This window comes from Dietzia sp. IBK-p2-16D (assembly GCF_057773085.1).
This window is the reverse complement of the sequence record NZ_JBYMTL010000007.1, coordinates 159,440-185,002: the sequence shown is the minus strand read 5'-3', so window position 1 is coordinate 185,002 and position 25,563 is coordinate 159,440. Positions and strand designations below refer to the sequence as shown.

Annotated in this window: 25 protein-coding genes and 4 tRNA genes; 22 read left to right on the top strand and 7 right to left on the bottom strand. The window is 71.5% G+C overall.

Annotation, left to right across the window (positions count from 1 at the left end; translation table 11 throughout):
- Positions 1-115: 115 nt before the first annotated feature.
- The 6 genes from AC3DE3_RS15205 (at position 116) to AC3DE3_RS15180 (ending at position 5,612) form a co-directional block, all read left to right on the top strand.
- Positions 116-197: transfer RNA gene (locus tag AC3DE3_RS15205), tRNA-Tyr, on the top strand.
- Positions 198-396: 199 nt separating this feature from the next.
- Positions 397-1,431, top strand: a complete 1,035-nt coding sequence (locus AC3DE3_RS15200; RefSeq protein WP_488370511.1) for a polyprenyl synthetase family protein — start codon at positions 397-399, stop codon at positions 1,429-1,431.
- The gene (locus AC3DE3_RS15195) at positions 1,428-2,288 is read left to right on the top strand and encodes a phytoene/squalene synthase family protein (RefSeq protein ID WP_488370510.1); all 861 of its coding nucleotides are present in this window, start codon (positions 1,428-1,430) and stop codon (positions 2,286-2,288) included. Before AC3DE3_RS15200 ends, AC3DE3_RS15195 begins: the two co-directional genes overlap by 4 nt.
- A complete protein-coding gene (gene crtI / locus AC3DE3_RS15190; RefSeq protein WP_488370509.1) occupies positions 2,285-3,940 on the top strand; it encodes a phytoene desaturase family protein in 1,656 nt (551 codons plus the stop codon). The genes AC3DE3_RS15195 and crtI overlap by 4 nt, the downstream gene beginning before the upstream one ends.
- Positions 3,937-4,314 carry a lycopene cyclase domain-containing protein gene (locus AC3DE3_RS15185; protein ID WP_260488535.1) on the top strand — a complete coding sequence of 126 codons (378 nt, stop codon included), beginning with the start codon at positions 3,937-3,939 and terminating at the stop codon, positions 4,312-4,314. Before crtI ends, AC3DE3_RS15185 begins: the two co-directional genes overlap by 4 nt.
- Complete coding sequence (locus AC3DE3_RS15180) at positions 4,311-5,612, top strand: prenyltransferase (protein WP_312027447.1); 1,302 nt, start codon at positions 4,311-4,313, stop codon at positions 5,610-5,612. The genes AC3DE3_RS15185 and AC3DE3_RS15180 overlap by 4 nt, the downstream gene beginning before the upstream one ends.
- A gap of 191 nt (positions 5,613-5,803) precedes the next feature.
- On the opposite strand, the gene AC3DE3_RS15175 is transcribed toward AC3DE3_RS15180, so the two are convergent.
- Complete coding sequence (locus AC3DE3_RS15175; RefSeq protein ID WP_488370508.1) at positions 5,804-6,538, bottom strand: glycosyltransferase family 2 protein; 735 nt, start codon at positions 6,536-6,538, stop codon at positions 5,804-5,806.
- 131 nt (positions 6,539-6,669) lie between these two features.
- Between AC3DE3_RS15175 and AC3DE3_RS15170 the strand changes: the two genes are divergently transcribed.
- Positions 6,670-6,742: transfer RNA gene (locus AC3DE3_RS15170), tRNA-Thr, on the top strand.
- A gap of 42 nt (positions 6,743-6,784) precedes the next feature.
- Positions 6,785-6,858, top strand: a tRNA-Met gene (locus AC3DE3_RS15165).
- 104 nt (positions 6,859-6,962) lie between these two features.
- Here AC3DE3_RS15165 and AC3DE3_RS15160 read toward each other — a convergent pair.
- The 6 genes from AC3DE3_RS15160 to AC3DE3_RS15135 form a co-directional block, all read right to left on the bottom strand.
- Positions 6,963-8,888 carry a heavy metal translocating P-type ATPase gene (locus AC3DE3_RS15160; protein ID WP_488370563.1) on the bottom strand — a complete coding sequence of 642 codons (1,926 nt, stop codon included), beginning with the start codon at positions 8,886-8,888 and terminating at the stop codon, positions 6,963-6,965.
- Positions 8,889-8,932: 44 nt separating this feature from the next.
- Positions 8,933-9,169 carry a heavy-metal-associated domain-containing protein gene (locus AC3DE3_RS15155; protein WP_260488533.1) on the bottom strand — a complete coding sequence of 79 codons (237 nt, stop codon included), beginning with the start codon at positions 9,167-9,169 and terminating at the stop codon, positions 8,933-8,935.
- Positions 9,170-9,292: 123 nt separating this feature from the next.
- Entirely contained in the window at positions 9,293-10,033 is a 741-nt protein-coding gene (locus AC3DE3_RS15150) for a Crp/Fnr family transcriptional regulator (RefSeq protein ID WP_488370507.1), read from the bottom strand.
- 28 nt (positions 10,034-10,061) lie between these two features.
- The gene (locus AC3DE3_RS15145) at positions 10,062-10,325 is read right to left on the bottom strand and encodes a hypothetical protein (protein ID WP_260488531.1); all 264 of its coding nucleotides are present in this window, start codon (positions 10,323-10,325) and stop codon (positions 10,062-10,064) included.
- 1 nt (position 10,326) lies between these two features.
- Positions 10,327-11,841, bottom strand: coding sequence for a molybdopterin-dependent oxidoreductase (locus AC3DE3_RS15140; RefSeq protein ID WP_488370506.1), 1,515 nt, complete (start codon positions 11,839-11,841; stop codon positions 10,327-10,329).
- A 6-nt stretch (positions 11,842-11,847) separates the two neighbouring features.
- Positions 11,848-13,521: an acetolactate synthase gene (locus AC3DE3_RS15135; RefSeq protein WP_488370562.1), complete on the bottom strand. Its 1,674-nt coding sequence runs from the start codon at positions 13,519-13,521 to the stop codon at positions 11,848-11,850.
- A 181-nt stretch (positions 13,522-13,702) separates the two neighbouring features.
- Here AC3DE3_RS15135 and hadA point away from each other — a divergent pair, with 181 nt between their 5' ends.
- The 14 genes from hadA to AC3DE3_RS15065 all read left to right on the top strand — a co-directional run bounded on the left by hadA (position 13,703) and on the right by AC3DE3_RS15065 (position 25,554).
- Positions 13,703-14,098, top strand: a complete 396-nt coding sequence (gene hadA, locus AC3DE3_RS15130) for a (3R)-hydroxyacyl-ACP dehydratase subunit HadA (RefSeq protein ID WP_260488528.1) — start codon at positions 13,703-13,705, stop codon at positions 14,096-14,098.
- Complete coding sequence (locus AC3DE3_RS15125) at positions 14,095-14,565, top strand: MaoC/PaaZ C-terminal domain-containing protein (protein WP_488370505.1); 471 nt, start codon at positions 14,095-14,097, stop codon at positions 14,563-14,565. The genes hadA and AC3DE3_RS15125 overlap by 4 nt, the downstream gene beginning before the upstream one ends.
- A gap of 164 nt (positions 14,566-14,729) precedes the next feature.
- Positions 14,730-14,802: transfer RNA gene (locus tag AC3DE3_RS15120), tRNA-Trp, on the top strand.
- Positions 14,803-14,838: 36 nt separating this feature from the next.
- Positions 14,839-15,180: a preprotein translocase subunit SecE gene (gene secE / locus AC3DE3_RS15115; RefSeq protein WP_260488526.1), complete on the top strand. Its 342-nt coding sequence runs from the start codon at positions 14,839-14,841 to the stop codon at positions 15,178-15,180.
- A 63-nt stretch (positions 15,181-15,243) separates the two neighbouring features.
- Positions 15,244-16,176, top strand: coding sequence for a transcription termination/antitermination protein NusG (gene nusG, locus AC3DE3_RS15110; protein WP_488370504.1), 933 nt, complete (start codon positions 15,244-15,246; stop codon positions 16,174-16,176).
- A gap of 238 nt (positions 16,177-16,414) precedes the next feature.
- The gene (rplK, locus tag AC3DE3_RS15105; protein ID WP_260488524.1) at positions 16,415-16,849 is read left to right on the top strand and encodes a 50S ribosomal protein L11; all 435 of its coding nucleotides are present in this window, start codon (positions 16,415-16,417) and stop codon (positions 16,847-16,849) included.
- A 91-nt stretch (positions 16,850-16,940) separates the two neighbouring features.
- Positions 16,941-17,669: a 50S ribosomal protein L1 gene (rplA, locus tag AC3DE3_RS15100; RefSeq protein WP_260488523.1), complete on the top strand. Its 729-nt coding sequence runs from the start codon at positions 16,941-16,943 to the stop codon at positions 17,667-17,669.
- 467 nt (positions 17,670-18,136) lie between these two features.
- Positions 18,137-18,889, top strand: a complete 753-nt coding sequence (locus AC3DE3_RS15095; RefSeq protein ID WP_488370503.1) for an MlaE family ABC transporter permease — start codon at positions 18,137-18,139, stop codon at positions 18,887-18,889.
- Complete coding sequence (locus AC3DE3_RS15090) at positions 18,886-19,761, top strand: MlaE family ABC transporter permease (RefSeq protein ID WP_488370502.1); 876 nt, start codon at positions 18,886-18,888, stop codon at positions 19,759-19,761. Before AC3DE3_RS15095 ends, AC3DE3_RS15090 begins: the two co-directional genes overlap by 4 nt.
- A 1-nt stretch (position 19,762) precedes the next feature.
- Complete coding sequence (locus AC3DE3_RS15085; RefSeq protein ID WP_488370501.1) at positions 19,763-20,935, top strand: MCE family protein; 1,173 nt, start codon at positions 19,763-19,765, stop codon at positions 20,933-20,935.
- Positions 20,932-22,092: an MCE family protein gene (locus AC3DE3_RS15080; RefSeq protein ID WP_488370500.1), complete on the top strand. Its 1,161-nt coding sequence runs from the start codon at positions 20,932-20,934 to the stop codon at positions 22,090-22,092. The genes AC3DE3_RS15085 and AC3DE3_RS15080 overlap by 4 nt, the downstream gene beginning before the upstream one ends.
- Positions 22,093-22,106: 14 nt before the next feature.
- Positions 22,107-23,129 carry an MCE family protein gene (locus tag AC3DE3_RS15075; protein WP_260488517.1) on the top strand — a complete coding sequence of 341 codons (1,023 nt, stop codon included), beginning with the start codon at positions 22,107-22,109 and terminating at the stop codon, positions 23,127-23,129.
- Positions 23,126-24,352 (top strand): MCE family protein, encoded by a 1,227-nt coding sequence (locus AC3DE3_RS15070; protein WP_488370499.1) that lies wholly within the window; start codon positions 23,126-23,128, stop codon positions 24,350-24,352. Before AC3DE3_RS15075 ends, AC3DE3_RS15070 begins: the two co-directional genes overlap by 4 nt.
- Complete coding sequence (locus AC3DE3_RS15065; protein ID WP_488370498.1) at positions 24,349-25,554, top strand: MCE family protein; 1,206 nt, start codon at positions 24,349-24,351, stop codon at positions 25,552-25,554. The genes AC3DE3_RS15070 and AC3DE3_RS15065 overlap by 4 nt, the downstream gene beginning before the upstream one ends.
- Positions 25,555-25,563 lie beyond the last annotated feature (9 nt).

Sequence of the window (25,563 nt, the reverse complement as noted above, 5' to 3'; positions counted from 1 at the left end):
ACCGGAGGCCGCCACCAGCCGGGTGGGGGGCCGCCACCGCACCACCCCTGAGCACCCCGATTTGGCACCAGGGGTCACAGCCGTTGTATCGTGTCGTAGCGCCCTTGAGGTGCACGCCAGATTGCCCGAGCGGCCAAAGGGAGCGGATTGTAAATCCGTCGGCTTAGCCTACGTTGGTTCGAATCCATCATCTGGCACGCGGGACCCCTGCCACAAGCGGGGGTCTTCGTGCATTTCGGGCCCCTCGGCGCGGGGATCCGTGAAAATGTGAACACGCGCGGACGCCAGCGTCACGACCACACGACCTGCCACGGGCGCATCTCGTCGACGAGAATCGAGGTGAGACGTATCCACGACGGCCCCGGCTCCGAACTACCGGACATGACACTCCTTTCGATGACCGCCGCACATCGGATGACCTCCCACGATCTGCCGGCGGGACTGGGCTCGGCGGTGGACGAGTGGGTCGATGACCTGGGGCGGACCACCCGTTCCGGCAAGGGGATGCGCTCGGCGCTCTTCGACGCCGTCTACTCCTCGGCCGGAGGGCGCGACGAGGCCGTGCGGAGGGCCGCCGGGCAGGCGTTGGAGTTGCTGCACGAGGCGTTCCTCGTCCACGACGACCTGGCGGACGGGGACGACCAGCGCCGCGGCCAGCCCAACCTGCAGGGGCGCACCACCGCGCGGGCCGTCGAGTCAGGCCTCGGCACCGAGACCGCGCGTCACGTCGGGCAGGTCGGCGGGCTGCTCGGCGGCGACCTGCTGCTCGTGGCCGCGATGGCCGGGTTCGCTCGACTGCCCGTCCCCGCGCCGGTCCTGCACCGTGTGCTCGACGAGGTGCAGAGCGCGGTCGTGGCCTCGATCGCCGGGGAGTACGCCGACGTCCACGGCGCCGTCGAGCGCGAGCCCGCCGACCGTGAGCGGGCGTTGGCGATCGGCGCGGCCAAGACCGCCGCCTACTCCGTGTGTCTGCCCCTGGTCCTGGGCGCGGTGCTCGCCGGCGCGTCCGACGAGGCCATCGACCCCCTGCACGAGGTGGGCCGCCACCTGGGGACCGCGTACCAGGTGATCGACGACGTGCTGGGTGTGTTCGGGGACCCGGCCGTGACCGGCAAGTCCAACGAGGGCGATCTGCTCCGGCGCGCACCGACCGTCCTGCTGGCCTTCGCCGCCACCACCGACGCCTGGCCGCGGATCGATGCCGCCCTGGGACGCCCGGCCGCCGACCCCGCGACGATGAACGGCCACACGCCCGACCCCGACACCGCGCGTGAGCTGTTGCGCGAGTGCGGTGCCCGCGAGCACGCGGTGGGCATCGCCGAGGACCTCATCACCGCCGCCCGCGCCGCGCTGGACTCCCCGGCAGTGCCCCATGACGTCCGGGCCGCGCTCGGCCCCCACCTGGCCACCGCCCTGGAGAGGACCCGATGACCCAGCAGAGCCCCCACGCGGAGTTCACCGACGCCGCCCGCCGGTGCAGCGAGGTGATCCTGCGTCGGTACTCCACGTCGTTCGCACTGGCCTGCCGACTGCTCGCACCCGCCACCCGCCCGCACGTCGCCGCGATCTACGCGTGGGCGCGGGTCGGGGACGAGGTCGTCGACGGGGCGATGGACGACCCGGTCGCCGCGCGTGAGCTCATCGCCGAGGCGCGCCGCCGGACGCACCGCGCGATCGAGCGTGGCCTGGACCCCGATCCGGTGACGCACGCCTTCGCCGACACCGCGCGGCGGTTCGGGATCGACGCGCGCCTGGTGGATCCGTTCTACGACTCGATGGAGGCCGACATCGACGTCACCGAGCACACCGAGGAGTCGCTGCGCCGGTACATCCACGGGTCGGCGGAGGTCATCGGGGAGATGTGTCTGCGGACGTTCGACGGTGGGGGACTGGGCGACGACGACGAGATGGCCGCCGGAGCGCGCGCACTCGGTGCGGCGTTCCAGAAGGTGAACTTCCTCCGGGACATCCGGGAAGACTTCACGGACCTCGGTCGCAACTACCTGCCGGGCCGTGACCCGCGGGCACTGACGGAGAAGGACGTGAGCGAGTTGGCCGACGACGTGGACGCGGACCTGCGCATCGCGCGGGCGGCGATCCACCGGATCCCGGGCCGCGACCGGCTGGCGGTGGCCGCCGCCCACGACCTGTTCGCGGAACTCAACGACCGCCTGCGGGCGGCCGGGGCGTCCGGGGTGAGCGCGGGCCGGGTGCGGGTGCCGGATCCGGTCAAGCTCGTGGTGATCGGCCGCGCTGCGGCCGGTCGTGGTCGGGCGGTGGCCCGATGAGCCGCAGGCACGCCCCGGAGGGGCCGGTCGTGGTCGTGGGCGGCGGCATCGCCGGCCTGGCGACCGCCGCGCTGCTGGCCCACGAGGGCCGCGACGTCACCCTGGTCGAGGCCACCGACTCCGTCGGCGGGCGCGCCGGGAGCTGGTCGGCGCGCGGGTTCCGCTTCGACACCGGGCCGTCCTGGTACCTCATGCCGGAGGTGTTCGACCACTTCTTCCGTCTCTGCGGCACCTCGGCCGACGAGCAGCTGGACCTGGTGCGCCTGGACCCCGGGTACCGCGTGTACTTCGAGAACCGGCCCGAGTCGGTCGACGTCCGCTCGGACCGCGCCGCCTCGACAGCGCTGTTCGAGTCGCTCGAGCCGGGCGCCGGCCGCGTGCTCGGCACCTACCTCGACTCGGCGCGGACCACCTATGACCTCGCCTTGAAGCGGTTCCTCTACACCAACTTCACGTCGTACCCGGCCCTGGTTCGCCCCGACGTGCTGGCCCGCGCCGGCTCGCTGGTCGCGCGCCTCGTCCAGCCGCTGCACTCGTTCGTGGCCCGCCGGTTCAGCGACCGCCGCATCCAGCAGATCCTCGGCTACCCCGCGGTGTTCCTGGGCTCCTCGCCGTACCTGGCGCCGTCGATCTACCACCTCATGAGCCACCTCGACCTCACCGACGGTGTCCTCTACCCGCGAGGGGGATTCACCGAGGTGATCGCCGCGGTCCGCCGGGTCGCCGAGCAGCAGGGGGTGGCCGTCCACACGGGCACCGAGGCGATCGAACTGGTCACCACATCAGAGGGCGCCCGCGGTCGCGGGTCCCGCCGCTCCACGGCCCGGGTGAGGGGCGTCCGGGTGCGCGACCGGGCAGGGGAGGAGCGGACGCTTCCGGCCGACCTCGTCGTCGGGGCCGCGGACCTCCACCACCTCGAGACCCGGTGGCTGCCCGACCACCTCCGCACCTACCCACAGTCCTACTGGGATTCGAAGACCCCCGGGCCCGGCGCGCTGCTCATGCTGCTCGGTGTGCGCGGTGAGCTGCCGCAACTGGCCCATCACACGCTGCTGTTCACCGACCGGTGGGAGGAGGGGTTCGACGCCATCTTCGGCGAGAAGCCCCACATCCCCGACCCGGCGTCGCTCTACGTGTGCCGCCCCAGCGCCACCGACACCGACCCGGACGCGGGCATCGCCCCGGAGGGGCACGAGAACCTCTTCGTCCTGGTCCCCATCCCCGCCGACCCCGCCCTCGGTCACGGCGGCGTGGACGGTGCGGGGGACGCGGCGATCGAGGCGGCCGCCGACCAGGCCATCGCCCAGATCGCCGACTGGACCGGCATCGACGACCTGGCCGAGCGGATCGTCGTGCGCCGCACCATCGCGCCCGCCGACCTCGAGGACGACCTCGGCGCGTGGCGGGGCACCGCCCTCGGGCCCGCGCACACGCTGGCGCAGAGCGCGTTCTTCCGCACCCGCAACGTCAGCAAGCACGTCGACGGGCTGTACTACGCCGGCGCCTCGACCATCCCCGGGATCGGGCTGCCGATGTGCCTCATCAGCGCCGAGTTGATCCTCAAGCACGTGCGCGGGGACACGAGCACCGCGCCCGTGGCCGAGCCCGGCGGGGGCACGGTGTTCGATCGGGGCTCGGTGTTCGACCGGTGATCGGACTGGCCTACCTGGCGGTCCAGGTCATCTCGTTCGCCGGCATCCTCGTCATCGACCACCGGTGGAAGCTCGCGGCGTTCCGCGCGCCGGCCGCGACCGCCCTCACCGTGACCGCGGCGGTGGCCCTGCTGCTCACCTGGGATGTGCTCGGGGTGCGCAGCGGGGTGTTCTTCCGCGGGCAGACCGACTTCATGACCGGCCTCCTGGTCGCGCCGGAGATCCCGCTCGAGGAGGTCGTCTTCCTCGCGTTCCTGTCGCACCTCGCACTGGTGTGTGCGACGGGCGTGGTCACGGCCGTCGAGCACGTCTCGGCGCGGCGGGGCGCGCGGTCCGGCGGCGCACAGAACGACGGGGCGGGGGCGCGCTCGTGAGCATCTACTCGACCATCAACTTCACGATGGCCATCCCCGTGGTGGCCGCCGCGCTCATCGCGCTGTGGCGCCTGCGGGGGCCCGAGCGTCGACGCTGGCTGACCGGGGTCGGCGGCTCGCTCGTGGTGCTGCTCGTCCTCACGGCGATCTTCGACAACATCATGATCTCCGCCGGGCTCGTGGCCTACGACGACGCGCTGACCAGCGGCATCCGCCTGGGCGTGGCCCCCATCGAGGACTTCGCCTACGCCGTGGCCGTGGCCGTGTTCATGCCCTCGGTCTGGTTCGTGCTCACCGCCCGGCCGCGGGCCGGTGCCGTGGCGGGCAGCCCGACGGTGTCGGGCCGCGGGGACGCGGCGCTGGCGGGCACCCCGGAGCCGGGGGAGGACGACGACGACAAGGTCCGCACCCCCGAGCGGCCGGCGACACCGGGTCTGCTCACCACCCTCTTCTGGTCGTCCCGCCCGGTCTCGTGGGTGAACACCGCCGCCCCGTTCGCGCTGGCGTACTTCCTGGCCACGGGCGGCTTCGACCTGCTGGGCGTGATCGGCACGATCTTCTTCCTGGTGCCGTACAACCTCGCGATGTACGGCATCAACGACGTCTTCGACTACGAGTCGGACCTGCGCAACCCCCGCAAGGGCGGCGTGGAGGGCTCGGTGCTGGAACGATCGCGGCACACGGCGACGCTCGTGGCCTCGGCCGTGACGACCGTGCCGTTCCTGGTCTACCTCGTGGTGGTCGGGACGCTCGAGTCGTCGCTGTGGCTGGCGGCGAGCGCGTTCGCGGTGATCGCCTACAGCGCCAAGGGTCTGCGGTTCAAGGAGATCCCGTTCCTGGACTCGGTGACCTCGGCGTTCCACTTCGTCTCCCCGGCGATCGTCGGCTGGACCATCGCCGGCGCGGACCTCGGGGGTGGGGTGTGGGCGTGCCTGATCGCGTTCATGCTCTGGGGCGCGGCGTCCCAGGCGTTCGGCGCCGTGCAGGACGTGCGCTTCGACCGCGAGGCCGGCCTGAAATCGGTCGCCACCGTCCTCGGCGCGCGGGCAGCCGTGTGGTTCGCGCTGGCCTGCTACGCCGCCGCGGTACTGGTGCTGCTGATCGCCGCGCCGTGGCCCGCGTCGGGGGCGGCGTTCGCGATCCTGCCGTACCTCGCCACCGTGGCCGCCTACACGCGGGTCACCGACACCACCGCCGAGGCGACCAACGAGGGCTGGAAGCGCTTCCTGGTGCTCAACATGCTGGCCGGGTTCTGCGTCACCCAGCTCATCCTCTGGTCGGTGCTCGTCTGGGCGTGAGCCGGGCGATCAGTCGGGCAGCGCATGTGCTGCCAGGTGTGCTGCCTCGTCGGCTCGCGCTGCCGGTATGGTCCCTCCTGCCAGCGCAACCCGTCGATAGTCGAGCATTCCGGCATCACAGGTCAACGGCGCAGCGCATCCGGTGCCGGATGTGCTGGTGGTGTGCTCGCTGACGGACTTGCCCGGCCGGGTCAGCGTCGGACGCGCTCTATCCAGCGCTGCGACGGCGGGCTCGTGCGCCAGTTGCGGAAGATCGTCCGGAACGCCCGCGAGAAGCGCCGCCGCATGGCCGCGGGGTCGTCGAAGGGCCGGGCGGAGATCCCCACGGTCAGCGAGCGGTCGACCAGCAGGCGATCGTCGGCCCCGAACTGGAACGACAGGTCGATGTCGTCGTGCAGTTCCGGGTCGGTTCGGTTGACCCCGTCGCGGACCTGCTCCCACGCCTCGCGACGCATCGCCAGGTTCGAACCGAACAGGACCGGGTGTGCCATCGCGGCGCCGACGGAGACGAAGAACGCGTCCATGTACAGCAGCGTCGCGGCGCGGGCCCGCCACCCCGTCAACCCGATGAACTCGCCCGGGCCGGAGAGGGCGGCGAGCTCGGCGTCGGCGACGAACGCGGCCTCGATCCGGGAGACCCACTCCGGGCCGGGCCGGGAGTCGGCGTCCAGTCGGGCAATGATGTCGCCCGCCGCGGAGTCGTAACCGGTCGCGGCCGCCGCGGGGATGCCACGGACCGGTTCTGCGACCACCCGGGCGGCCACCCGGGGGTCCGCGCCGAGTGCGACGGCCACGCTGTCGTCCGTGCACCCGTTGTCCACCACCACGACCTCGTCGGGCAGGCGCGTCTGAGTGGCGAGCGCGGCCAGGCATCCCTCGAGTTCGCGGGCGTCGTCGAGGACGGGGATCACCACGGAGATGCGCATCCGGCCATCCTGCCAGTGGGCCCGGCGGATCCGCGTCCTACCGGGCGATTTGTGCCGTGTTCGGCGGTGTGTGTAATCTGCTAAAGGCTTACGCGCCAAGCGGTTGGGAGACCAACAGCGAAGCGCGGCCCGCCCCCTTAGCTCAGTCGGCAGAGCGTTTCCATGGTAAGGAAAAGGTCGTCGGTTCGATTCCGACAGGGGGCTCGCACTGTGCGGGGCGGCTCGATCGCCCGACTGGCAGGGCATGCCGGTGTAGCTCAGCTGGTTAGAGCGCACGACTCATAATCGTGAGGTCGGGGGATCGAGTCCCCCCACCGGTACTCTCAACACGAAGGCCGCCCGCTCGCCGCGGGCGGCCTTCGTCGTACGCCTCACCTCTCTCGGACCCGGGCTCGAGCCCGCCCGGTGGTCACACGCTGCCGGATCAGACCCTGACCGTCGCCTGATCCCCGGCTCCGAGGTCGAGACTCTTTTCCCGTCGCGGCGCCTCCGCCCCGCCCTGTGCGAGGGTGGGTCGCAGGAGCAGCATGGCGATCGCGATGACCGCGAGGACGGACACCTCGTGGACCAGCATGCCGACCGACATGGTCACCCCACCCAGGAACAGTCCCGCCAGCAGGGCGGCAACGGTCACCAGGGCGATCGCGATGTTGATCCGCATGGTCCGGACGGTCCGCTTGGCCAGGCCCAGCGCATACGGCAGGCGGGGGAGCCGATCGGCCATCAGCGCGATGTCGGCGGTCTCGATCGCGGCGGGGGATCCGGCGGCCCCCATCGCCACCCCGATGTCGGCCAGTGCCAGTGCCGGGGTGTCGTTGACCCCGTCGCCGACCATGGCCACGGTGTGACCGCGGGATTGCAGCTCCCTCACGATCTCGACCTTGTCCTCCGGCATCAGCTCGGCGCGGATCTCGTCGACCCCGAGCTCGGTGCCGACGTTGCGGGCCACCCGCTCGGCATCCCCGGTCGCCATGACCACCCGGATCCCGGCGTCATGCAGGGCACGGATCGCGGCCGGGGCGTCGTCCCGGATGGTGTCGGCCACCGCGACGATGCCGATCGCCCGGCCATCGACCCCGACGAACATCGCGGTCCTGCCCTGCTCGTTGAGCTCGAGGATCCGTGCGTTGTCAGGCCGGTGGTCGAGGAGATCCGCGGAGCCCACCGCGACCACTCGGCCATCCACCTCGGCGCGGATGCCCTTGCCGGCGACGGGCTCGGCCGCCTCGACCAGGTCGATCTCCAGTCCGGCCTCCCGGGCACCCGAGATGATCGCCTCGGCGAGCGGGTGCTCGGACGCGGTCTCGGCGCGGGCGGCCAGCAGGAGGACCTGCTCACGCGAATAGTCGTCGTCGAGTATGTCGACGTCGGTCAGCACCGGTCGGCCGTTGGTGAGGGTGCCGGTCTTGTCGACGACGACCGCGTCGACCCTCGCCGAACTCTCGAGGTATTCGCCGCCCTTGATGAGGACGCCGTCCCTGGCGGAGCGGCCGATGCCGGCCACGATCGAGACGGGGATCGAGATCACCAGGGCGCCGGGGCAGCCGATCACCAGCAGGGTCAGCGCCAATTCGAGGTTGTCCATGGTGGCGACCAGTGACCAGGGCAGCAGGCCTACGATCAGCGCCGCGAGCATCACCGCGGGGGTGTACCAGCGGGAGAATTTCTCCATGAAGGTCTGGGTGCGGGCCTTGTCGTCCTGGGCGTCCTCGACGCGGTGGACGATCCGGGCCAGGGTGGTGTCCGCCCCGATGCCGATGGCCTCGACCCGCAGGACTCCCGAGCGCAGCCAGGTTCCGGCGAAGACCTCGGAGCCCTCGGACTTCTCCGCCGGGACGGACTCGCCGGTGATGGTGGCCTCGTCCACGCCGCCGTTGCCGGAGATGACGCGGCCGTCGACGGGGATCTGCTCGCCGTTGCGCACCACCACGATGTCGCCGGGTTCGAGTTCCCACACCTCGACGACCTCCGGCTCGCCGTCACGCAGGACGGTGGCGGTCTCGGGTGCCGAATCGACGAGGTCGGACAGGGCCCGCCGGGTGCGGTTGAGGGTCGCCCGCTCCAGCGCCTTGCCGAGGGCGAACAGGAAGGTGACCGCGGCCGACTCCCAGTAGTTGTCGATGAACATCGCGCCGACGGCCGCGACCACGACGAGCAGGTCGATCGACACCATCCGGACGCGCAGTGCCTGGACCGCCGAGACGGCGATCCGGTAGCCGGCCACGACGGCGGCGGCGATCATCAGCCCGTCCGCGACCGTCTCGGCCGAGGTCAGCCGCCCGACCAGCCACGACGCGATGATGAGCAGACCGGAGGCAGCGACCACGCCCCAGGTTCTCCATGACTTCAACATTGCCTGTTCTCCTCGTCTGACGTGCGGTCGGTGCGGTCGCGTCAGAACGCCGACGGCTTGACCGCGTAGCCGACCTCGGCGACCGCTGCGACGAGGTCACGTACCGAGACCTTCGCGGGGTCGTAGTCGACCAGAACCCGTCCGGAGGCGAACTTGACCTCAGCGGACTCGACACCGTCCAGATCGTTCAACTTGTTCTCGATCTTCGCGATGCACGACGGGCACGAGAATTCGTCCGAACGCAGGACGATGCTCTTGACCTGTTCGCGGACACTCATGGTGATCCCTCTCCTTCGAGTCTGTGGTTCTTGCACGTTCCCTACGTGCACCACTTACGTTAGGAGGAGCGGAAGCGGACTTCCTTGACCCCGGTCAATCAACGAAGAACTCGAGGTGAGCGGCTATTTTCCGTCGATCACCCGATCGAGTGCGGCGTGGTCGAGGATCGACACCCATTCGCGGCCGGAGTCGATGACGCCCGCTTTCTTGAGGCGGGCCATCACGCGGGAGGCGGACTCGACCGTCGTGCCGGCGAGTCCCGCGATGTCGTCGCGTCGCAGTCGGACCTGGAGCAGGCTCGCACCGTCCCGTTGTCTACTGCCGAGTTTGTCGTCGAGGTACCGCAGCACCGAACCAACCCGCTGCTCCACCGAGCGGGTGGCGTGCCCGATCTCCCGCTCACGCGCCTGCTCGAGGCGCTCCTGCTGCTGCTGCAGCACCGCGAGCGCGAAGCGGGGGTGGTTCCCGACGACCTCCGCCAGGGCCTCGGCGGGGAGGAACAACGCACAGGTGGTCTCCATCGCCCAGGCCGAATCGATCGCGGTGTCGGTCTCGGAGCGCAGCGGGCCCACGGGATCTCCCGGGGCGGCGATGTCGACCGTGATCTCGTGTCCCTCGACGGTGTCACGGGTGACCCGCACGCGGCCCGAGACCACCAGGTAGGAGCCGTGCAGCTCATCCCCGGCGAGCATCAGCGGATCGCCCTCCGCCCAGGACCAGGCGGACAGGTGTCTGTTCAGGTCACGGTGTTCGGCCGGGGTCAGCTCGCCGGTCAGCGGTGACTCGGCCAGGACCCGCAGCCGGGTCTCGTCCGAGCAGGAATGGGGATGGGCGCAGTTGCGCCGGACGGGGTTGCGGGTCATGACCGGGACTCTTCTCGTGGCGGTCGGTTCAGTCCGGCGAGTGGAGCCGGGAGGAGACGACGCGGAAATCTCCGGCCCGAGCGAGGGCGCGGTCGATGATCGCCGGGTCGGGGCGGACCGTGTCCGGGTGTTTGACGTGCAGCTGCGCGTGTTCGGCTCCGGTGAGCTCGAAGGTCGCCTGGCCCAGTCCGTGCTCGGCGAAGATGTCGTAGAGCGCCTGCAGCGCCTTCTTGACGTCTCTGTCGGTCCGGACCCCGCTGACCTCGAAGCGGCACGACACGATCTCGGGCACGTCAGATCCTTCCGTTGAACGCCTGCAGCGCGGAATCCTCGCGGGTCCCGCCACGGCCGTCACCGTACTCGGCGTAGTCAGCTATCCACCGGATCGAGCGCACCCACTTGACGTGCTTGTACCCGTGGTTGGACTCCACCCGCAGGCGTGCCGGGGCGCCGAGGTGGGTCTCGACGGGGTTCCCGTTGCGCTCATAGGCCAGGATCGTGTCGTCCTCGTAGACCGTTTCGAGGTCCAGGACCGCGTAGAACGGCTCCCGCGGCCGGTTGTCGTACATCTTCTGGGCCAATCCGTAGGAGTCGATCAGCACGTAGTTCGCACCTTCGGGCCTGGGGCCGAGCAGGTCGCGCAGCCGCACTCCGGTCCACCGGGACGTGGCGGACCAGCCCTGCATGCAGGTGTGCACGGCCACGTAGGAGGTGCGCGGAAGCTCCGCGAGATCGTCGAGGGTAAGGGTCTTCGCCGCGCCCGAGAGGTCGTCGCCGATGGTCACGGTGTAACCCGACCAGTCGTCATCCCGGGCCGCCGCCACCCACTCCGGCGACTCGTCCTCGGTGGGCGGCAGGCCGTTGGTCCAGTGGAACTCGGAGATGTCGTCGTCGGTGTAGGTGTTCTGCCGCCCCATCCGCGGTCGCATCCGGTTGAGGAAGAGGCGGCGGCCGATCTCGGACACCCCGGCGGTGAACCGCTGCGCCCGGGCGCGGTCGGCCAGCGACCAGTAACTCAGGGCGATCCAGAACAGGACCACGGCCACGACGGTGGCGATCGTGATGGTGAAGGCCTGGGCGGATCGTGCCGTGTCGGTGGTGCCGAACACCATGTGCACCACGTTGTGCTCGGCGTGCACCAGGAACACCAGCCCGACATGCATGACGATGAACGCCGAGATGAGCACCATGAGGATGAAGTGCAGCGACCGGGCACCCTGGTGGCCACCCCAGAGCTTGACGTACCAGGGGAACCGCGACCGCACCGCCGGCGCCATCGCCACGCCGGTGAGGATGAGCAGCGGAGCGAGGACGAAGATGACGGCGGTGTAGGCCAGCATCTGTGCGGCGTCATACGGGTCGAAGTGTTCGATCGCCGGAGCCCGGAACCCGAGGTACATCCGGATCGACTCCCACGCCTCGCCGAACACGCTCCACGAGGTGGGGATGATGCGGCGCCACAGTCCGGTCGCGAACAGCAGCACCACGTACACCAGGCCGTTGAGCACCCACAGCATCACCGAGATCCCGTGCCAGTGCCGGCCCAGCCCGATGTTCTCCCGACCCGGTAGGCCGATCAACGGTGACAGGGATTTCTCGTCCATCAGGGAGGTGTACACGCCCTCCTCCCGTGGCAGTTTCCGGCGGGTGAAGCGCAACCACTCGGTCCCGGGCTTGCAGTCGTTGCGCCACCACAACCGCGGCATCGAGGAAAGGATCTCCCAGCCAGAGCGGAGCAACATGCCGATCAGGATGAAGTTGATCAGGTGGGAGGCACGTAGCCACAACGGGAAATCAGGGTTGATCACGTCAGTTCAGACTCCGAATGTCGAGCGGGGATACATGGCCTCCACGTCGGTGACCACATTGACCAGGTACGGCACGCCGCTGGCGAACGCCCGGTCCAGCGCCGGGCCGATCTGCGCGGGATCGGTGACCATCTCGCCGGCCCCGCCGAGGGCCTTGACCACCTCGTCGTAGCGGGTCCGCGGTGCGAGGTCGGCGATCACGTCGTAGCCGTAGAGCATCTGCATGGGCCCCTTCTCCAGGCCCCACGCCCCGTTGTTGCCCATCACCATCACCACGGGCAGCTTGTGCCGCACGAGGGTGTCCACGTCGATGAGGGAGAACCCAGCGGCGCCGTCGCCCAGCAGCAGCACCACCTGGCTGGACGGCCGGGCGATGCGGGCCGCGATCGCCGCGCCCAGCCCCGCACCCAGGCACCCGAACGGGCCGGGGTCCAGCCAGTTGCCGGGCCGGGCGGGTTCGATGAACTTGCCGGCGTAGGACACGAAGTCGCCGCCGTCGCCGATCACCACGGCGTCCTCGGCCAGCCGCGGTAGCAGCTCGCCGTAGATCCGGGCGGGATGGACGGGGTCGGCCGAGGCTCCGAGGAGCTGAAGGTCGGCGGCATGGGTGGCGTCGGCCTTCTCCCGCAGCGTGGCCGCCCAGGTCGACCAGTCCGGGCGGGGAGCCCCCGACCGGCGCTGCACGGCCTCGACCACCGCGTCCAGCACGAGCCCCAGGTCGCCCGCAGTGGCCACGGCCGGGGAGGCGTGGTGACCGAGTTGGCCGGGGGAGTCGGCGATGTGCACCACGGTCGCCGGCGTCGCGCCCTCCTTGCCGCCGAACACGCCGTAGCCGAGCCGGAAGTCCAGGGGCGTGCCCACCACGACCACCACGTCGGCCGCACCGAACGCCAGCCCGCGCGCTTTGGTCACCAGCAGCCGGTGCCCGGCTGGGACGATCCCGCGACCCATGCCGTTGGGGATGACGGGCAGGCCCAGGGACTCGACGCACCGCAGCGCGGCGTCCTCGCCCCGGTCGGCCCACACGTCGGAGCCCAGCACCAGGACGGGCCGCTCGGCGCCGACCAGCAGGTCGGCGATCCGGTCGACGGCGTCGGTGTCGGGGGAGCGGTCCGGCGCGGCGGCGGGGGAGCCGTCGTCGGCGAGACCGGGGCCCGGGCGGACCGAGGAGCACCGGTCGAAGAAGTGGTCCATGTGCACGTCGAGGAACGCCGGCCCGCGGTGCGCGGTGCGGGCGGCGGTGAACGCGCGGTGGGTGGCGGCGGCGATGTCGGAGGTGTCCCGGGCGGTCTCGGCGGACACGGTCACCGGCCGTACCACCGGGACGTGGTCGAACTCCTGCAGGCTGCCGGTGCCCCAGCGGCCGGCCGGTGCGCGTCCGCCGAGCACCACCATCGGCGCGCCCGAGAACGACGCCTGCGCCAGCGCGGACACGCCGTTGGTCACGCCCGGGCCGGCGGTGAGGACGGCCAGGCCGGGGGAGCGGGTGAGCTTGCCGGTGGCCTCGGCGGCGAACGCGGCCGTCTGCTCGTGCCGCACGTCCAGCAGTGCGACGCCGTGGTCCTCCTTCTCCGCGGCGTCGTACATGGGGAACACGTGCGCCCCGGAGAGCGTGAACATCGTCCGCACCCCGTGCGCGGCGGCGACGGCCGTGGCGTGCGAGCCGCCGTGCCCCTCCACCGGTGTGGGGGCGTCTCCGCCGGGTCCGCCCGGCGACCGCCCAGCTTTCTCCTGCCCGGCCTGCGGGGCCGGCTCGTCGTGGCTCACATCGCACTCCCTGCTCGACTGCCCCCACCGTAGGAGGCGGGGACGACTCGTATCGGCGGTTCGGCGGACTCGCCCTCGGGTAGCGTCGGCGCCTGTGAGCACAGACAACGCTGATGACCTCGTCGTCGTCGGGGATCCGGTCACGGTCACCGACGCGGTGGTGACGCGCTTCGCCGGGGCGGTGGGCGCGCCGACCGACCAGGTCCCCGTCACCCTCGCGGCCGCCCTGACCGCGCCGGTCCAACGCGCGGTGATGGAGCACCCCGCTCTGCGCATCGACCTCGCGCGCACCCTCCACACCGCGCAGTCCAGCGAGCATCACCGGCCGATCCGTGTCGGCGACGTCCTCACCGCCACCGCCACGGTCACCGGGGTGCGGTCGGCGCGCGGCGGGCGGATGATCGGGTTCGACACGGTGCTGCGCGATGCCGACGGCGAGCCGGTCCAGACCCTGACCAGTGCGCTGCTCACCGCGGAGGTGGAGGAATGACCGACCGGGACGAGGACGGACAGGGCAAGGACGGACAGGACATGACGACGACGACGAGGACCGCGGCCACCGGGGACGTCCTGCCGTCGCGGACCCTGCCGATCTCGCGGGACGACCTGCGTCGCTACGCCGAGGCGTCGGGGGACCACAACCCCATCCACCTGGACGACGACGCGGCGCGGGCGCTCGGCCTGCCCGGGGTGGTGGCGCACGGGATGCTCACCTCCGCGCTGGCGATCGGGGTCGTGGCCGAGTGGGCCGGGGGAGCCGACCGCGTGGTGGCGACCTCGTTCCGGTTCGCCGGGCCCGTGGTCGTCCCTGCCGACGAGCCCGCCCGGCTCGAGGTGGCGGGGACGGTGAGGAAGGTGGCCGAGGACGGATCGACCGCGGACGTCGCGCTCGCCGTGACCTGTGGCGGGTCGAAGGTGTTCGGCAAGGCGATCGTCACGGTCTCCCTCGCCGGGTGACGACGCACGATTTCGGGCCACCGGCAACGCTGTCGTATACTGGGACGCCCGACCGAACGCGGTCGCGGACCGCGCTGCCCCGGGCAGTCGCCGACACTGTAGAGTCGAGGCGTTCGTGCGGCCCGCAGGCGCGGGAGGGCACGGGTGGCCGGGTGACCGGCCGAAGGGGCGTAGCTCAATTGGCAGAGCAGCGGTCTCCAAAACCGCAGGTTGCAGGTTCAAGTCCTGTCGCCCCTGCACTTACCGCAAGCCAGACGACCCGGAGGTAGCCGCGTGAGCCAGGATCGCGACGACGACGTCGACATCAGCGGCGTCCGCGATTCCGACGCCGCCGCTGCCGTCCCCACCGGTAAGGCCGGCCGCGGCGACACCGCCGTGGCGGGCCGGGTCCGCACGGACGCGGACAAGCCGGAGGACACGCGGACTGACCGCGCGAATCCGTTCCAGTACATCAAGCAGGTCGTGGACGAGCTCCGTAAGGTCATCTGGCCGACGCGGAACCAGATGGTCACCTACACCATCGTGGTGTTCCTGTTCCTCATCTTCATGACCGCGCTGGTCTCGGGCGTCGACTTCGGCGCGGGCAAGCTCGTCGAGCTCGTCTTCGACCGCTAGAGACCTGCCGCTGGGGTCCGGGGCGAGATCCGGACCGCCGAAACCCGAGAGGACCGCATTTCCGTGAGCGACATCGATCAGAGCCCCGAGGCCGAGGGCGCCGAGCAGGCCGCGACCGAGGCGGACGCGGCGCTCGGTGACACGGCTGCGGATCCCGCCGATACTGCTGACACCGACGCTGCTGGCGCGGACGCTGTTGACGCCGACACCGACGCCGTTGACACCGACGCCGTCGAGACGGCGCTCGACGAGGACGTCGAGGGTGAGACCATCCCCGAGGGCGACGAGACCGCTGCGGAGGACGAGCTCGCCGAGTCGGCGCTCGAGGCCACCGATGAGTCCGCCGAGGCCCCGGCCGAGGAGGCCGCGCCCGCGATCGACCCGATCATCGCGTTCAAGCGTCAGCTGCGCAAGCTCCCCGGCGACTGGTTCGTCATCCACTCCTACGCCGGGTACGAGAACAAGGTGAAGGCCAACCTCGAGACCCGCGCCGTGACGCTGGGCGCCGAGGACAAGATCTTCCAGGTCGAGGTCCCCGTGGAGGAGTTCACCGAGGTCAAGAACGGCCAGAAGAAGGTCGCCAACCGCAAGGTCCTGCCCGGCTACGTGCTGGTGCGCATGGAACTCGACGACGAGTCGTGGGGCGTCGTGCGCAACACCCCCGGCGTCACGGGGTTCGTCAGCGCGACCGGCGGCGCCTCCGGCAGCCCGACGCCGCTCTCACTGAGCGACGTGGCCAAGTTCCTGGCCCCCAAGCCCGAGAAGAAGTCCGTCGCCGCGGGCACCGCCGACGATCAGGGCTTCGCCCCGCAGAACGTCGAGGTGGAGTTCGCGGTCGGCGAGTCGGTCACCGTCATGGACGGCCCGTTCGCGACCCTGCCCGCCTCGATCTCCGAGGTGGACCCCGCCGCGCAGAAGCTCAAGGTCCTGGTGTCGATCTTCGGCCGCGAGACCCCGGTGGAGCTCGGCTTCACGCAGGTCGAGAAGATCGACTGACCCGCAGCACGTCCACGCCCGACCCGTCCCGCGCCCGGCGTGGGGCGGGTCGGTCGTCTGTGTGCACGGTCCGCGGCGGCGATTAGGGTTCCGACCCGCCGCGCGCGTAGACTCTCCAAGGTTGCGCCTGTGTTCCCGCATGCCCTCCGGGGTCGAGTGGGGGACGGGGCGCACACGACAGTCGGCCGCCCGCGTGTACAGCGCGGAGCCGAGATCCAGTCGAAGAATCAGGAAGACGATGCCTCCGAAGAAGAAGAAGGTCTCAGGGCTCATCAAGCTCCAGATCCAGGCCGGCGCAGCCAACCCGGCCCCGCCGGTCGGTCCGGCTCTGGGTGCCCATGGTGTCAACATCATGGAGTTCTGCAAGGCCTACAACGCCGCCACCGAGAACCAGCGCGGAAACGTCGTGCCGGTCGAGATCACGGTCTACGAGGACCGGTCGTTCGACTTCAAGCTGAAGACGCCGCCGGCCGCCAAGCTCCTGCTCAAGGCCGCCGGCCTGCAGAAGGGCTCCGGCACCCCGCACTCCGCCAAGGTCGGCAAGGTCTCCATGGACCAGGTCCGCGAGATCGCGCAGACCAAGTTGGAGGACCTCAACGCCAACGACGTCGACCAGGCCGCGAAGATCATCGCCGGCACCGCCCGTTCCATGGGCATCACGGTCGAGGCCTGACCTCCGCCACCCCAAGTAACTGTGGGAGGGCAGCTCAGGCCCGCACCACACCCGACCGCCGCGTGTTCGACGCGGCAGGAATGGAACTGACATGAGCAAGAACAGCAAGGCCTTCAAGGCCGCAGCTGAGAAGGTCGACCGCACCAAGCTGTACTCGCCTCTGGACGCCCTGGCCCTGGCCAAGGAGACCGGCTCGACGAAGATGGACTCCACCGTCGAGGTCGCCATGCGACTTGGCGTCGACTCCCGCAAGGCGGACCAGATGGTCCGTGGCACCGTGAACCTTCCGCACGGTACCGGTAAGACCGCCCGCGTCATCGTCTTCGCCGCGGGCGAGAAGGCCACCGAGGCCGAGGCCGCCGGCGCCGACGCCGTGGGCTCCGAGGAGCTCATCGAGCGTATCCAGGGCGGTTGGCTCGACTTCGACGCCGCGATCGCGACCCCGGACCAGATGGCCAAGGTCGGCCGTGTGGCCCGTGTGCTCGGCCCGCGTGGTCTCATGCCCAACCCCAAGACGGGCACCGTCACGATGGACGTCACCAAGGCCGTGGGCGACATCAAGGGCGGCAAGATCACCTTCCGCACCGACAAGGCCAACAACCTGCACTTCATCGTGGGCAAGGCGTCGTTCTCGACCGAGCAGCTCACGGAGAACTACCAGGCCGCGATCGACGAGATCATGCGACTCAAGCCGTCCTCCTCCAAGGGCCGCTACCTGCAGAAGATCACCATCTCCACCACGACCGGCCCCGGCATCCCGGTCGACTCCTCGGCGATCTCCAAGCTCCTCGAGGCAGGCGCCGACTCCGCTGCGAGCTGACCAGCTCGCCTGAGAGACGCCACCAGTACGGCGGAAGGCCCCGCGACCGGTTATCCGGACGCGGGGCCTTTCCGCATTTCCCGGCATGCCGTGAGCCGCCGGCCGCCCGGTCGCCGGCCGCCCGGTCCGCAGCCGCTCCTCCCGATGGCGTCTCGCGTGCCGGCATGCCCGCCCCCCACGCACCCGCTCCTCGCGATGGCGTCTCGCCGTCACTTCGGGGCTTGCGAGACGCCATGTTCGGGCGCGGCTGTGGGGGAGATGGGGCTGCGGCGAGGGCGAGACGCCATCGCAACGAGCGGCCGGGGGCACGGATTCCCTCGCGTTCGCACGCGCGGTACGGCAGCCAGGAGCACACTGTGACCTAGCCCACCCGCACGACAATACCCTCAGGTATGGTTCGGTCACGCAGCGTGGGAACGCGCTGAGCCGGCCACGCACACGGGAAGGGGGCGGCGATGGTGGGTCGGATGACGACCGCGGTGCGGTCTGTCGGCGACTTCTACGCGCTGTCCCTCGACGCGTTGGCCGGGATGGTCACCGGTCCGTGGCGCTGGCGGGAATTCGTGGACCAGTACTGGTTCATCGCCCGTGTCTCCCTGGTGCCCACGGTGCTCATGGCGCTCCCGTTCACCGTGCTGGTGGTGTTCACCCTGAACTCTCTGCTGGGTGAGATCGGTGCCAGCGACATGGCGGGCGCCGGGGCGGGCCTGGGGGCGGTCACCCAGATCGGCCCGCTCGTGACGGTGCTGGTGGTCGCGGGAACCGGAGCGACCGCGGTGGCCGCCGACCTCGGATCTCGCACGATCCGGGACGAGATCTCCGCGCTCGAGGTCCTCGGACTCGACCCGGCGACCCACCTCGTCCTGCCCCGGGCGCTGGCCTCGGCGCTGGTGGCGGCCACTCTCAACGCGGCGGTCTGCGCGATCGGCCTGGCCGGCGGGTTCATGTTCTCCGTGTACCTCAACCACGTCGACCCCGGGGCGTTCGCGGCCGGGGTCACGCTGCTCGTCGGTCCGGCCGAACTCATCCTGTCCGAGGTCAAGGCCGCACTGTTCGGGCTCATCGCCGGTCTGGTCGCCTGTTACCGCGGCCTGGCGGTGACGGGCGGGCCCAAGAGTGTCGGCGACGCGGTCAACGAGACGGTCGTGTTCTCGTTCGTCGCCCTCTTCCTGGCGAACCTCGTCCTCACCGCGATCGGCATCCAGGTGACCGGCCGGTGAGCGCCAGCGGCACGGGGGAGCATCGCCGGACGCGGCAGCGCGGCCCGCTCGACCGCGGCATGGGCGGACGCGGCCCGCTCGAGCGCGTCGACGAGCTCGGCGACGCCCTGCTCTTCGTCGGCCGCGCCCTGCGCGCCGCCCTCTCCGCACCGGTGCGCCAGGGTCGCGAGACGCTGCGGGTGACGTCGGAGGTCGGCCTGGGGACGGGCGTGTTGGCGATGTTCGGCGGCAGCCTGGCGATCCTCGGGTTCATCACCCTGTTCGCCGGCGCCACGGTGGCGGTCCAGGGCTACAACTCGCTCGGCGACATCGGGGTGGAGGCCCTCACCGGCTTCCTCGCCGCGTACGTCAACATCCGGGTGGTCGCCCCGGTCACAGCCGGGGTCGGGCTGGCCGCGACCATCGGCGCCGGCACCACCGCGCAGCTGGGCGCGATGCGCATCAGCGAGGAGATCGACGCCCTCGAGGTGATGGCGGTCGACCCGGTCCGCTACCTCGTGGGCACCCGCATCGTGGCCGGTCTGCTCACGGTGATCCCGTTGTACTCGCTCTCGGTCCTCGCGTCGTTCCTGGCCAGCCGGGTGGCGACCGTGGCGGTGCTGGGCCAGTCACCGGGCGTCTACGACCACTACTTCCAGACCTTCCTCAACCCTGTGGACGTGGTGTGGTCGTTCGCGCAGGCGATCGCCATGGCTCTGACGGTGATGGTCATCCACACCTACTACGGCTTCACGGCCACCGGCGGTCCCTCGGGCGTGGGCGTGGCCACCGGCCGGGCGGTCCGCATGTCCCTGACCGCGGTCGTGCTGGTGACCCTGCTCATCTCGCTCGCCCTGTACGGCGACGCGCCCACCGTGAGGCTGGCGGGCTGACGTGGGTGCCCGTGCGACAGGTCGGCTGACCGTGCTGGCGGCACTCGTTCTGGTGACGGCGGTCCTCGTCGTCGTCGCCGTGTCCTTCCGGGGTGGGTGGGCGCGCACCATGGACCTCACCCTCCACGCCGACCGGTCCGGGCTGGTGCTGGAGCCGGGCGCGATGGTCATGCGGCACGGGGTCCGGATCGGGACGGTGGCCTCGGTCCACCCCGACGGCGACGGCGCGCGCATCGAGCTCGAACTCGACCGCGAGTACTCGTCGGCGCTGCCCGCCGACACGACGGCGGACATCACCTCCAGCTCCCTGTTCGGCGGCAAGCGGGTGGTGCTCTCGGATGACGACGACGACGAGGTCCGCGCCGCCACCGCCGTGCTGGCCCCGGGTGACGCGCTCCGGGCGGAGTCGGTGACCACCGAGACCCAGACGGTGTTCCAGTCGCTGACGGAGGTCATGGTGGCCGTGCAGCCCGAGAAGGCGGCCGCGGTCACGGGTGCACTCGCGCAGGGGGTGCGGGGGCGGGGCGAGGAGATCGGGCAGGCGACCGTGGCGCTGTCGGAGTTCACGGGGGCACTCACCCCGGAGCTGGGCTCGCTGCAGCGTGACCTGCGGGCGGGGGCCGCGGCGGCGGACGGGCTCGCGGCGGCCGCCCCGGAACTGGTCTCCGCGCTGGGCGGCCTGCGGGTGCCGGCGCGGACCCTCACCGACCAGGCGGACACGCTCGACGTGCTGCTGCCGGCGATCGCCGGCGTCGCCATCGAGGGCAACGCCCTGCTGGAGCCCCACGAGCAGGAGATCGCCGACGCGGTCGGCTACCTGCGGCCCACCGCCGAACTGCTGGAGCACTACGCGCCGGCCATCCCGTGCTTCTTCCGGGGCGCGGACCGGGCACGGCAGCTGGCGGAGCCGGCGTCGGGGGCCAACGGGTACTCGATGGTGCTCAACTCGACCCTGCTGCTGGGCGTCGACCCGTACCGCTATCCGGACGACCTGCCCGTGGTGCGCGCCGGCGGGGGTCCACGGTGCGGGGAGCTGCCCGTGCGCACGCCCGAGGACGGCAACGCGGACTATCTCGTGGCCGACGTCGGGATGAACCCCTTCGAACGCGGCAACACCTCGCCCGAACTCGATGCGGCCCCGCTGTGGGTGCTGCTCACGGAGGGGATGGGATGAGCCGGGAACAGGCCGGGTCGGGGACGCACCGGGCACCGCGGCCCCACCGCCGGCGCACCGGATCGACGATCCCGGCCGCGATCTACACCCTGGTCATGCTGCTCGTCCTGGCCGGGCTGTGGGTGGTGTTCGCGCAGGTGCGGTTCGGGGAGTCGGCGTCGTACGCCGCCGAGTTCTCCGATGTCTCCGGCCTCGAGCGAGGCGAGACGGTCCGCGTGCACGGCGTGGAGGTGGGCCGTGTGGACTCGGTGGAGTTCACCACGCCGGAGACCGCGCCCGGGGCCGGGGCGGGCGCGGAGGCGACCGCGGGTGCACCCCTGGTCACCGTGCGGTTCAGCCTGCACGACGACTACCGGCCCCGCGTCACGACCGGGGCCACGGTGCGGTACCTCAACCTGGTCGGTGACCGCTATCTCGAGCTGACCGACGGCACGGACCCGCCTGATGCGACCGCCGGCTCGGACGGCGCGCCCGTCCATGCTTCGACGCTCCCCGAGGGCGCCACCATCGGGCTCGACCGCACCACCCCGGCGCTGGACCTCGACGCGCTGGTGGGCAGCTTCCAGCCGCTGTTCCGGGTGCTCGAACCCGGCCAGGTCAACCGGCTCAGCGGCGAGCTGATCGCCGTCCTGCAGGGGCAGCAGGACGACGTCGGCGCCATCGTGCGCGCGATCGGCGAGGTCACCGGCCACCTGGCCGACCGCGACCGGGTCATCGGTTCGGTCATCACCCACCTGGGACAGGTGCTCGACACCCTCGAGCGGCAGCAGCCGGCGATGGAGCAGTCCCTGGTCCACGCGAGGGAACTGACCTCCGCGCTCGCCGCGGACTCGGACACGGTCGCCTCCGCCACCCGGAACCTCGACGACACCGCCGCCGATTTGTCCGTGCTCGCCGAGGGCATCCGGCCGCCGCTGCGGGCGGACATGGACGGCGTCGATGCGGTGGCCCGTCAGGTGGACTCGCGGCGCGACACCCTCACCCAGTTGCTCACCGAGCTGCCGGAGACCTACCGGTCGTTGACCCGGCTCGGCGCGTACGGCGGGTTCTTCAACTACTACCTGTGCGGGTTGCAGATCCGCGTCTCGGATCTGCGGGGTGGGTCCACCACCAGCCCGCTGTTCACCCAGCACGGCGGGCGGTGCGCGCCGGCATGAGGATCCACAGACGAGTGCGCGACGGAAACCCCCTCCTCGTGGGCCTGATCGGCTCGGTGCTCATCGCCGTGGTGGTGCTCGCCGCACTCACTCTGCGGGCGCTGCCCGGCGTCGACCGGACTGTGGGGTACACGGCACGGTTCGTCGACACCGGCGGCCTCGGGGTGGGCGACCCGGTGCGGATCGCCGGTAAGGACGCCGGGCGGGTCACGGGGATCGCGATCGACGGTGACGCGGTGCGCATCGACTTCACGGTGGACCGCGGGCTCGGCCTCGGTTCGGACACCCGCGCGGAGATCGCCACCGCCACGGCGCTCGGCGCCCGGGAGCTGCGCGTCCTGCCGGCGGGCCCCGGCGTGCTGGACGCCGGCGCGGTGCTCGACCTGGACCGCACCACCGCGCCGTACAACCTCGCCGAGACCCTCGGCCGGCTCGGACGGACCGGTGAGGAGATCCACATGGAGCAGCTCGCGCTCGCCCTGGACACAGTCACCGACAGCCTCGACCGCGCGCCCGAGCACGTCGACGCCGCGATCGACGGGGTCGGCCGGTTGTCCACCTCGATCGCGGAGCGCGACGCCGCCCTGCGCGAGTTGTTCGCGGACGCCGAGACCCTCTCCGGGCTGCTCGCCCGGCGTGGCGGGGAGATCGACACGTTGCTGCGCGACGCCCGCGTGCTGTTGGCCGCGCTGCGCGAGGAGCAGGACTCGCTGGAGACCCTGGCCGGCGACCTGCGGGCGTTCACCGTCCAGATCCGGGGGCTGATCAGCGACCACGATCGCACCCTCGCCCCGACCCTCGAGCGGGTCACGGGCCTGCAGGAGCTGGTCCTCGAGCACCGGGACGGGCTCGCGGAGGCGATCCGGCGGCTCGGTCCGTACGCCACCGAGCTGGGCGAGGCCGTGGCCTCCGGGCCGTTCTTCAACTCCTACATCCAGAACCTGCTCCCGGTCGAGGTCATCGAGCCGGCCCTCAACGACGCCCTCACCCGCGCGGGCATCGGCGCCCCGCCCGTCCCGGCCGGGGGACCGCGGTGATCCGCCGCGTCGTCCCGACCGTCGCCCCGTGGGTGGCGGGACTGCTCGTGCTGCTGCTCGCCGCGGGCCTGGTGGACCTGCGGGTGCCGTGGCGCCCGCAGGTGACCTACACCGCCGAGTTCGTCTCGGCGCGCGGTCTCTACGTCGGCGACGACGTCCGGGTGATGGGAGTGCCCGTCGGACGGGTGACGGCCATCGAACCGCGTGGCGACCGCGTGGTGGTGGACTTCCTCGTCAGCCGCGATCAGCCCCTGCCCGCCGGGGTGGACGCGGTCGTCATGGCACCCACCCTCGTCGCGGCCCGGTTCCTCCAGCTCAGCCCGCCCTACACCGGCGGGCCGGTCACCGAGCCCGGCGCCACCATCGGGCTCGAGCACACCGCCGTGCCCGTGGAGTGGAACGAGCTCATCACCCAGCTGCACCGTCTGTCCGGGACGCTCGGTCCGGGCCCAGGGGATGAGACGGGCCCGGCCGGTCGTGCGGTGGCCGCCGCGGACGAGGTGCTCGACGATCGCGGCGACGACGTCCGCGACACGGTCCGCCAACTCAGATCGGCGCTGCAGACCGTCTCCGACGGCCGCGACGACCTCTTCGCCACCGTCCGCAACCTCGAGGCCTTCACCGCCGCGATGGAGGACTCAGGCGAGCAGATCACCACCTTCAACGAGGTGATGGCGGCCGTGACCGTCTCGGTGGGCCGCGGTCGCGGTGAGATCGGTCCGGCGCTCACCGAGCTCGACCTCGCTGTCGACGAGGTCCGCGACTTCGTGCGCGACAACCGGCAGGTGGCCACCGAGACCGCCCGTACGACCACCGACCTGTTGCGGGTCCTCGCGGAGCAGCGCGACGACATCGCCCAGATCCTGCACGTGGCCCCCACGGCGCTGTCGAACCTGCAGGGGATCTACCAGCCGTCGCAGAACGCGGTGATCTCGTCTCTCGCGCTGACCAACTTCGCGAACCCGATGCAGTTCATCTGCTCCGCCCTCGCCGCCGCGGAGGAGACCGACGTGCACACCGCGTCCGAGGAGTGCGTGCGTCTGCTCGGCCCCACGCTCACCGCGTTGGCGGTGGACTACCCGACGGTGGCGATCAACCCCAGTCGCGGTGTCGGCGCGCTGCCGCACCAGCTCGACTACACCCATGACCACCTGCGGCCCGCGACCGCGGCTCCGGTCGGTCCCGCCGGCGTGACGGACCTGCTCACCGAGGGCGTCCGGTGACCGGGCGGCGCGCCGTGACCGTGGCGCTTGTGGTGGCGTCGACGACGACGATGAGCGGCTGCGACTGGACGGGGCTCAACAGTCTCCCGCTGCCCGGGACGGCCGGGGGCGGGCCGGACGGTTACTCGGTGACGGTGCAGCTCGCCGACGTCACCACCCTGGACCGCAATGCCCGTGTCCGGGTCGGCGACGTGACGGTGGGCCGCATCGCCGACATCGGCCTCGGCCCGGGGTACGCGGAGGTGACGGTCGACCTCGACGGGGAGGTCCGCCTGCCGCGCAACGCCACGGCCCGGGTGGGGCAGAGCAGTCTCCTCGGTGCATCCCACCTCGAGCTGTCTGCGCCTCCGGGCGAACCCGCCGAGGGCACGCTCGCCGACGGCGACCTGGTCCCGTTGGAACGCAGCGGCGGGTACCCCACCACCGAGCAGACGCTGGCCACGCTCGCCGCAGCGCTCGGCGGCAGCGGCCTGGCGCAGGCGGCCGAGGTGTTCGGGGAACTCGACGTCGCGATGACCGGCCGCACCGACGAGGTCCGGGCGGTGGTGGGGCGCGTCAGCGAGCTGCTCACCGGGCTCGAGGCGCAGAAGGAGGACATCGTGGTGGCGTTGGAGTCACTGGAGAGGCTCTCGGCCGAGCTCGCGGTCCGCAGCGACGAGGTAGAGGGCGGGGTCGCCGACCTCGGGCCCGCCCTGGAGGTCCTCGCGCAGCGTCGGCAGCGGCTCGTCGAGGCGACCCGCGCGGTGGACACCGTCACCGCGACCGCGGGCCGGGTCGTCGAGGCCTCTGGCGGTGACCTCCGCGCCGGCCTGGAGTCCCTCGACCCCGTCCTGCAGGGACTGGCGGATTCGGGGGACTCGCTCACCGAGTCACTGCGCTACCTGGCCACCTTCCCGTTCCCGCTGGACACCTACCGCAACGCGGTGCGCGGGGACTACGCCAACGGCACGGTGATCCTCGACCTGCGCCTGCCGATCCTGGACACCGCGCTGCTCATCGGCACACCGTTCGAGGGGTCGCTGGCCTCGCTCGATACCATCCTGGGCGTACCCGCCCCACCTGTGGAGCCGGCCCGCGACGGGCTCGGCGACGTGCTCGCCCCGCCACCGCCACCCCCGCCGCAGTCGCCCCCGTCGACCCCGCACCCGGCGCCACCGCCACCCGAGGCCGCGCCCGCCCCCGCAGGGGAGGCCGGCGCATGAGGCGGGGTT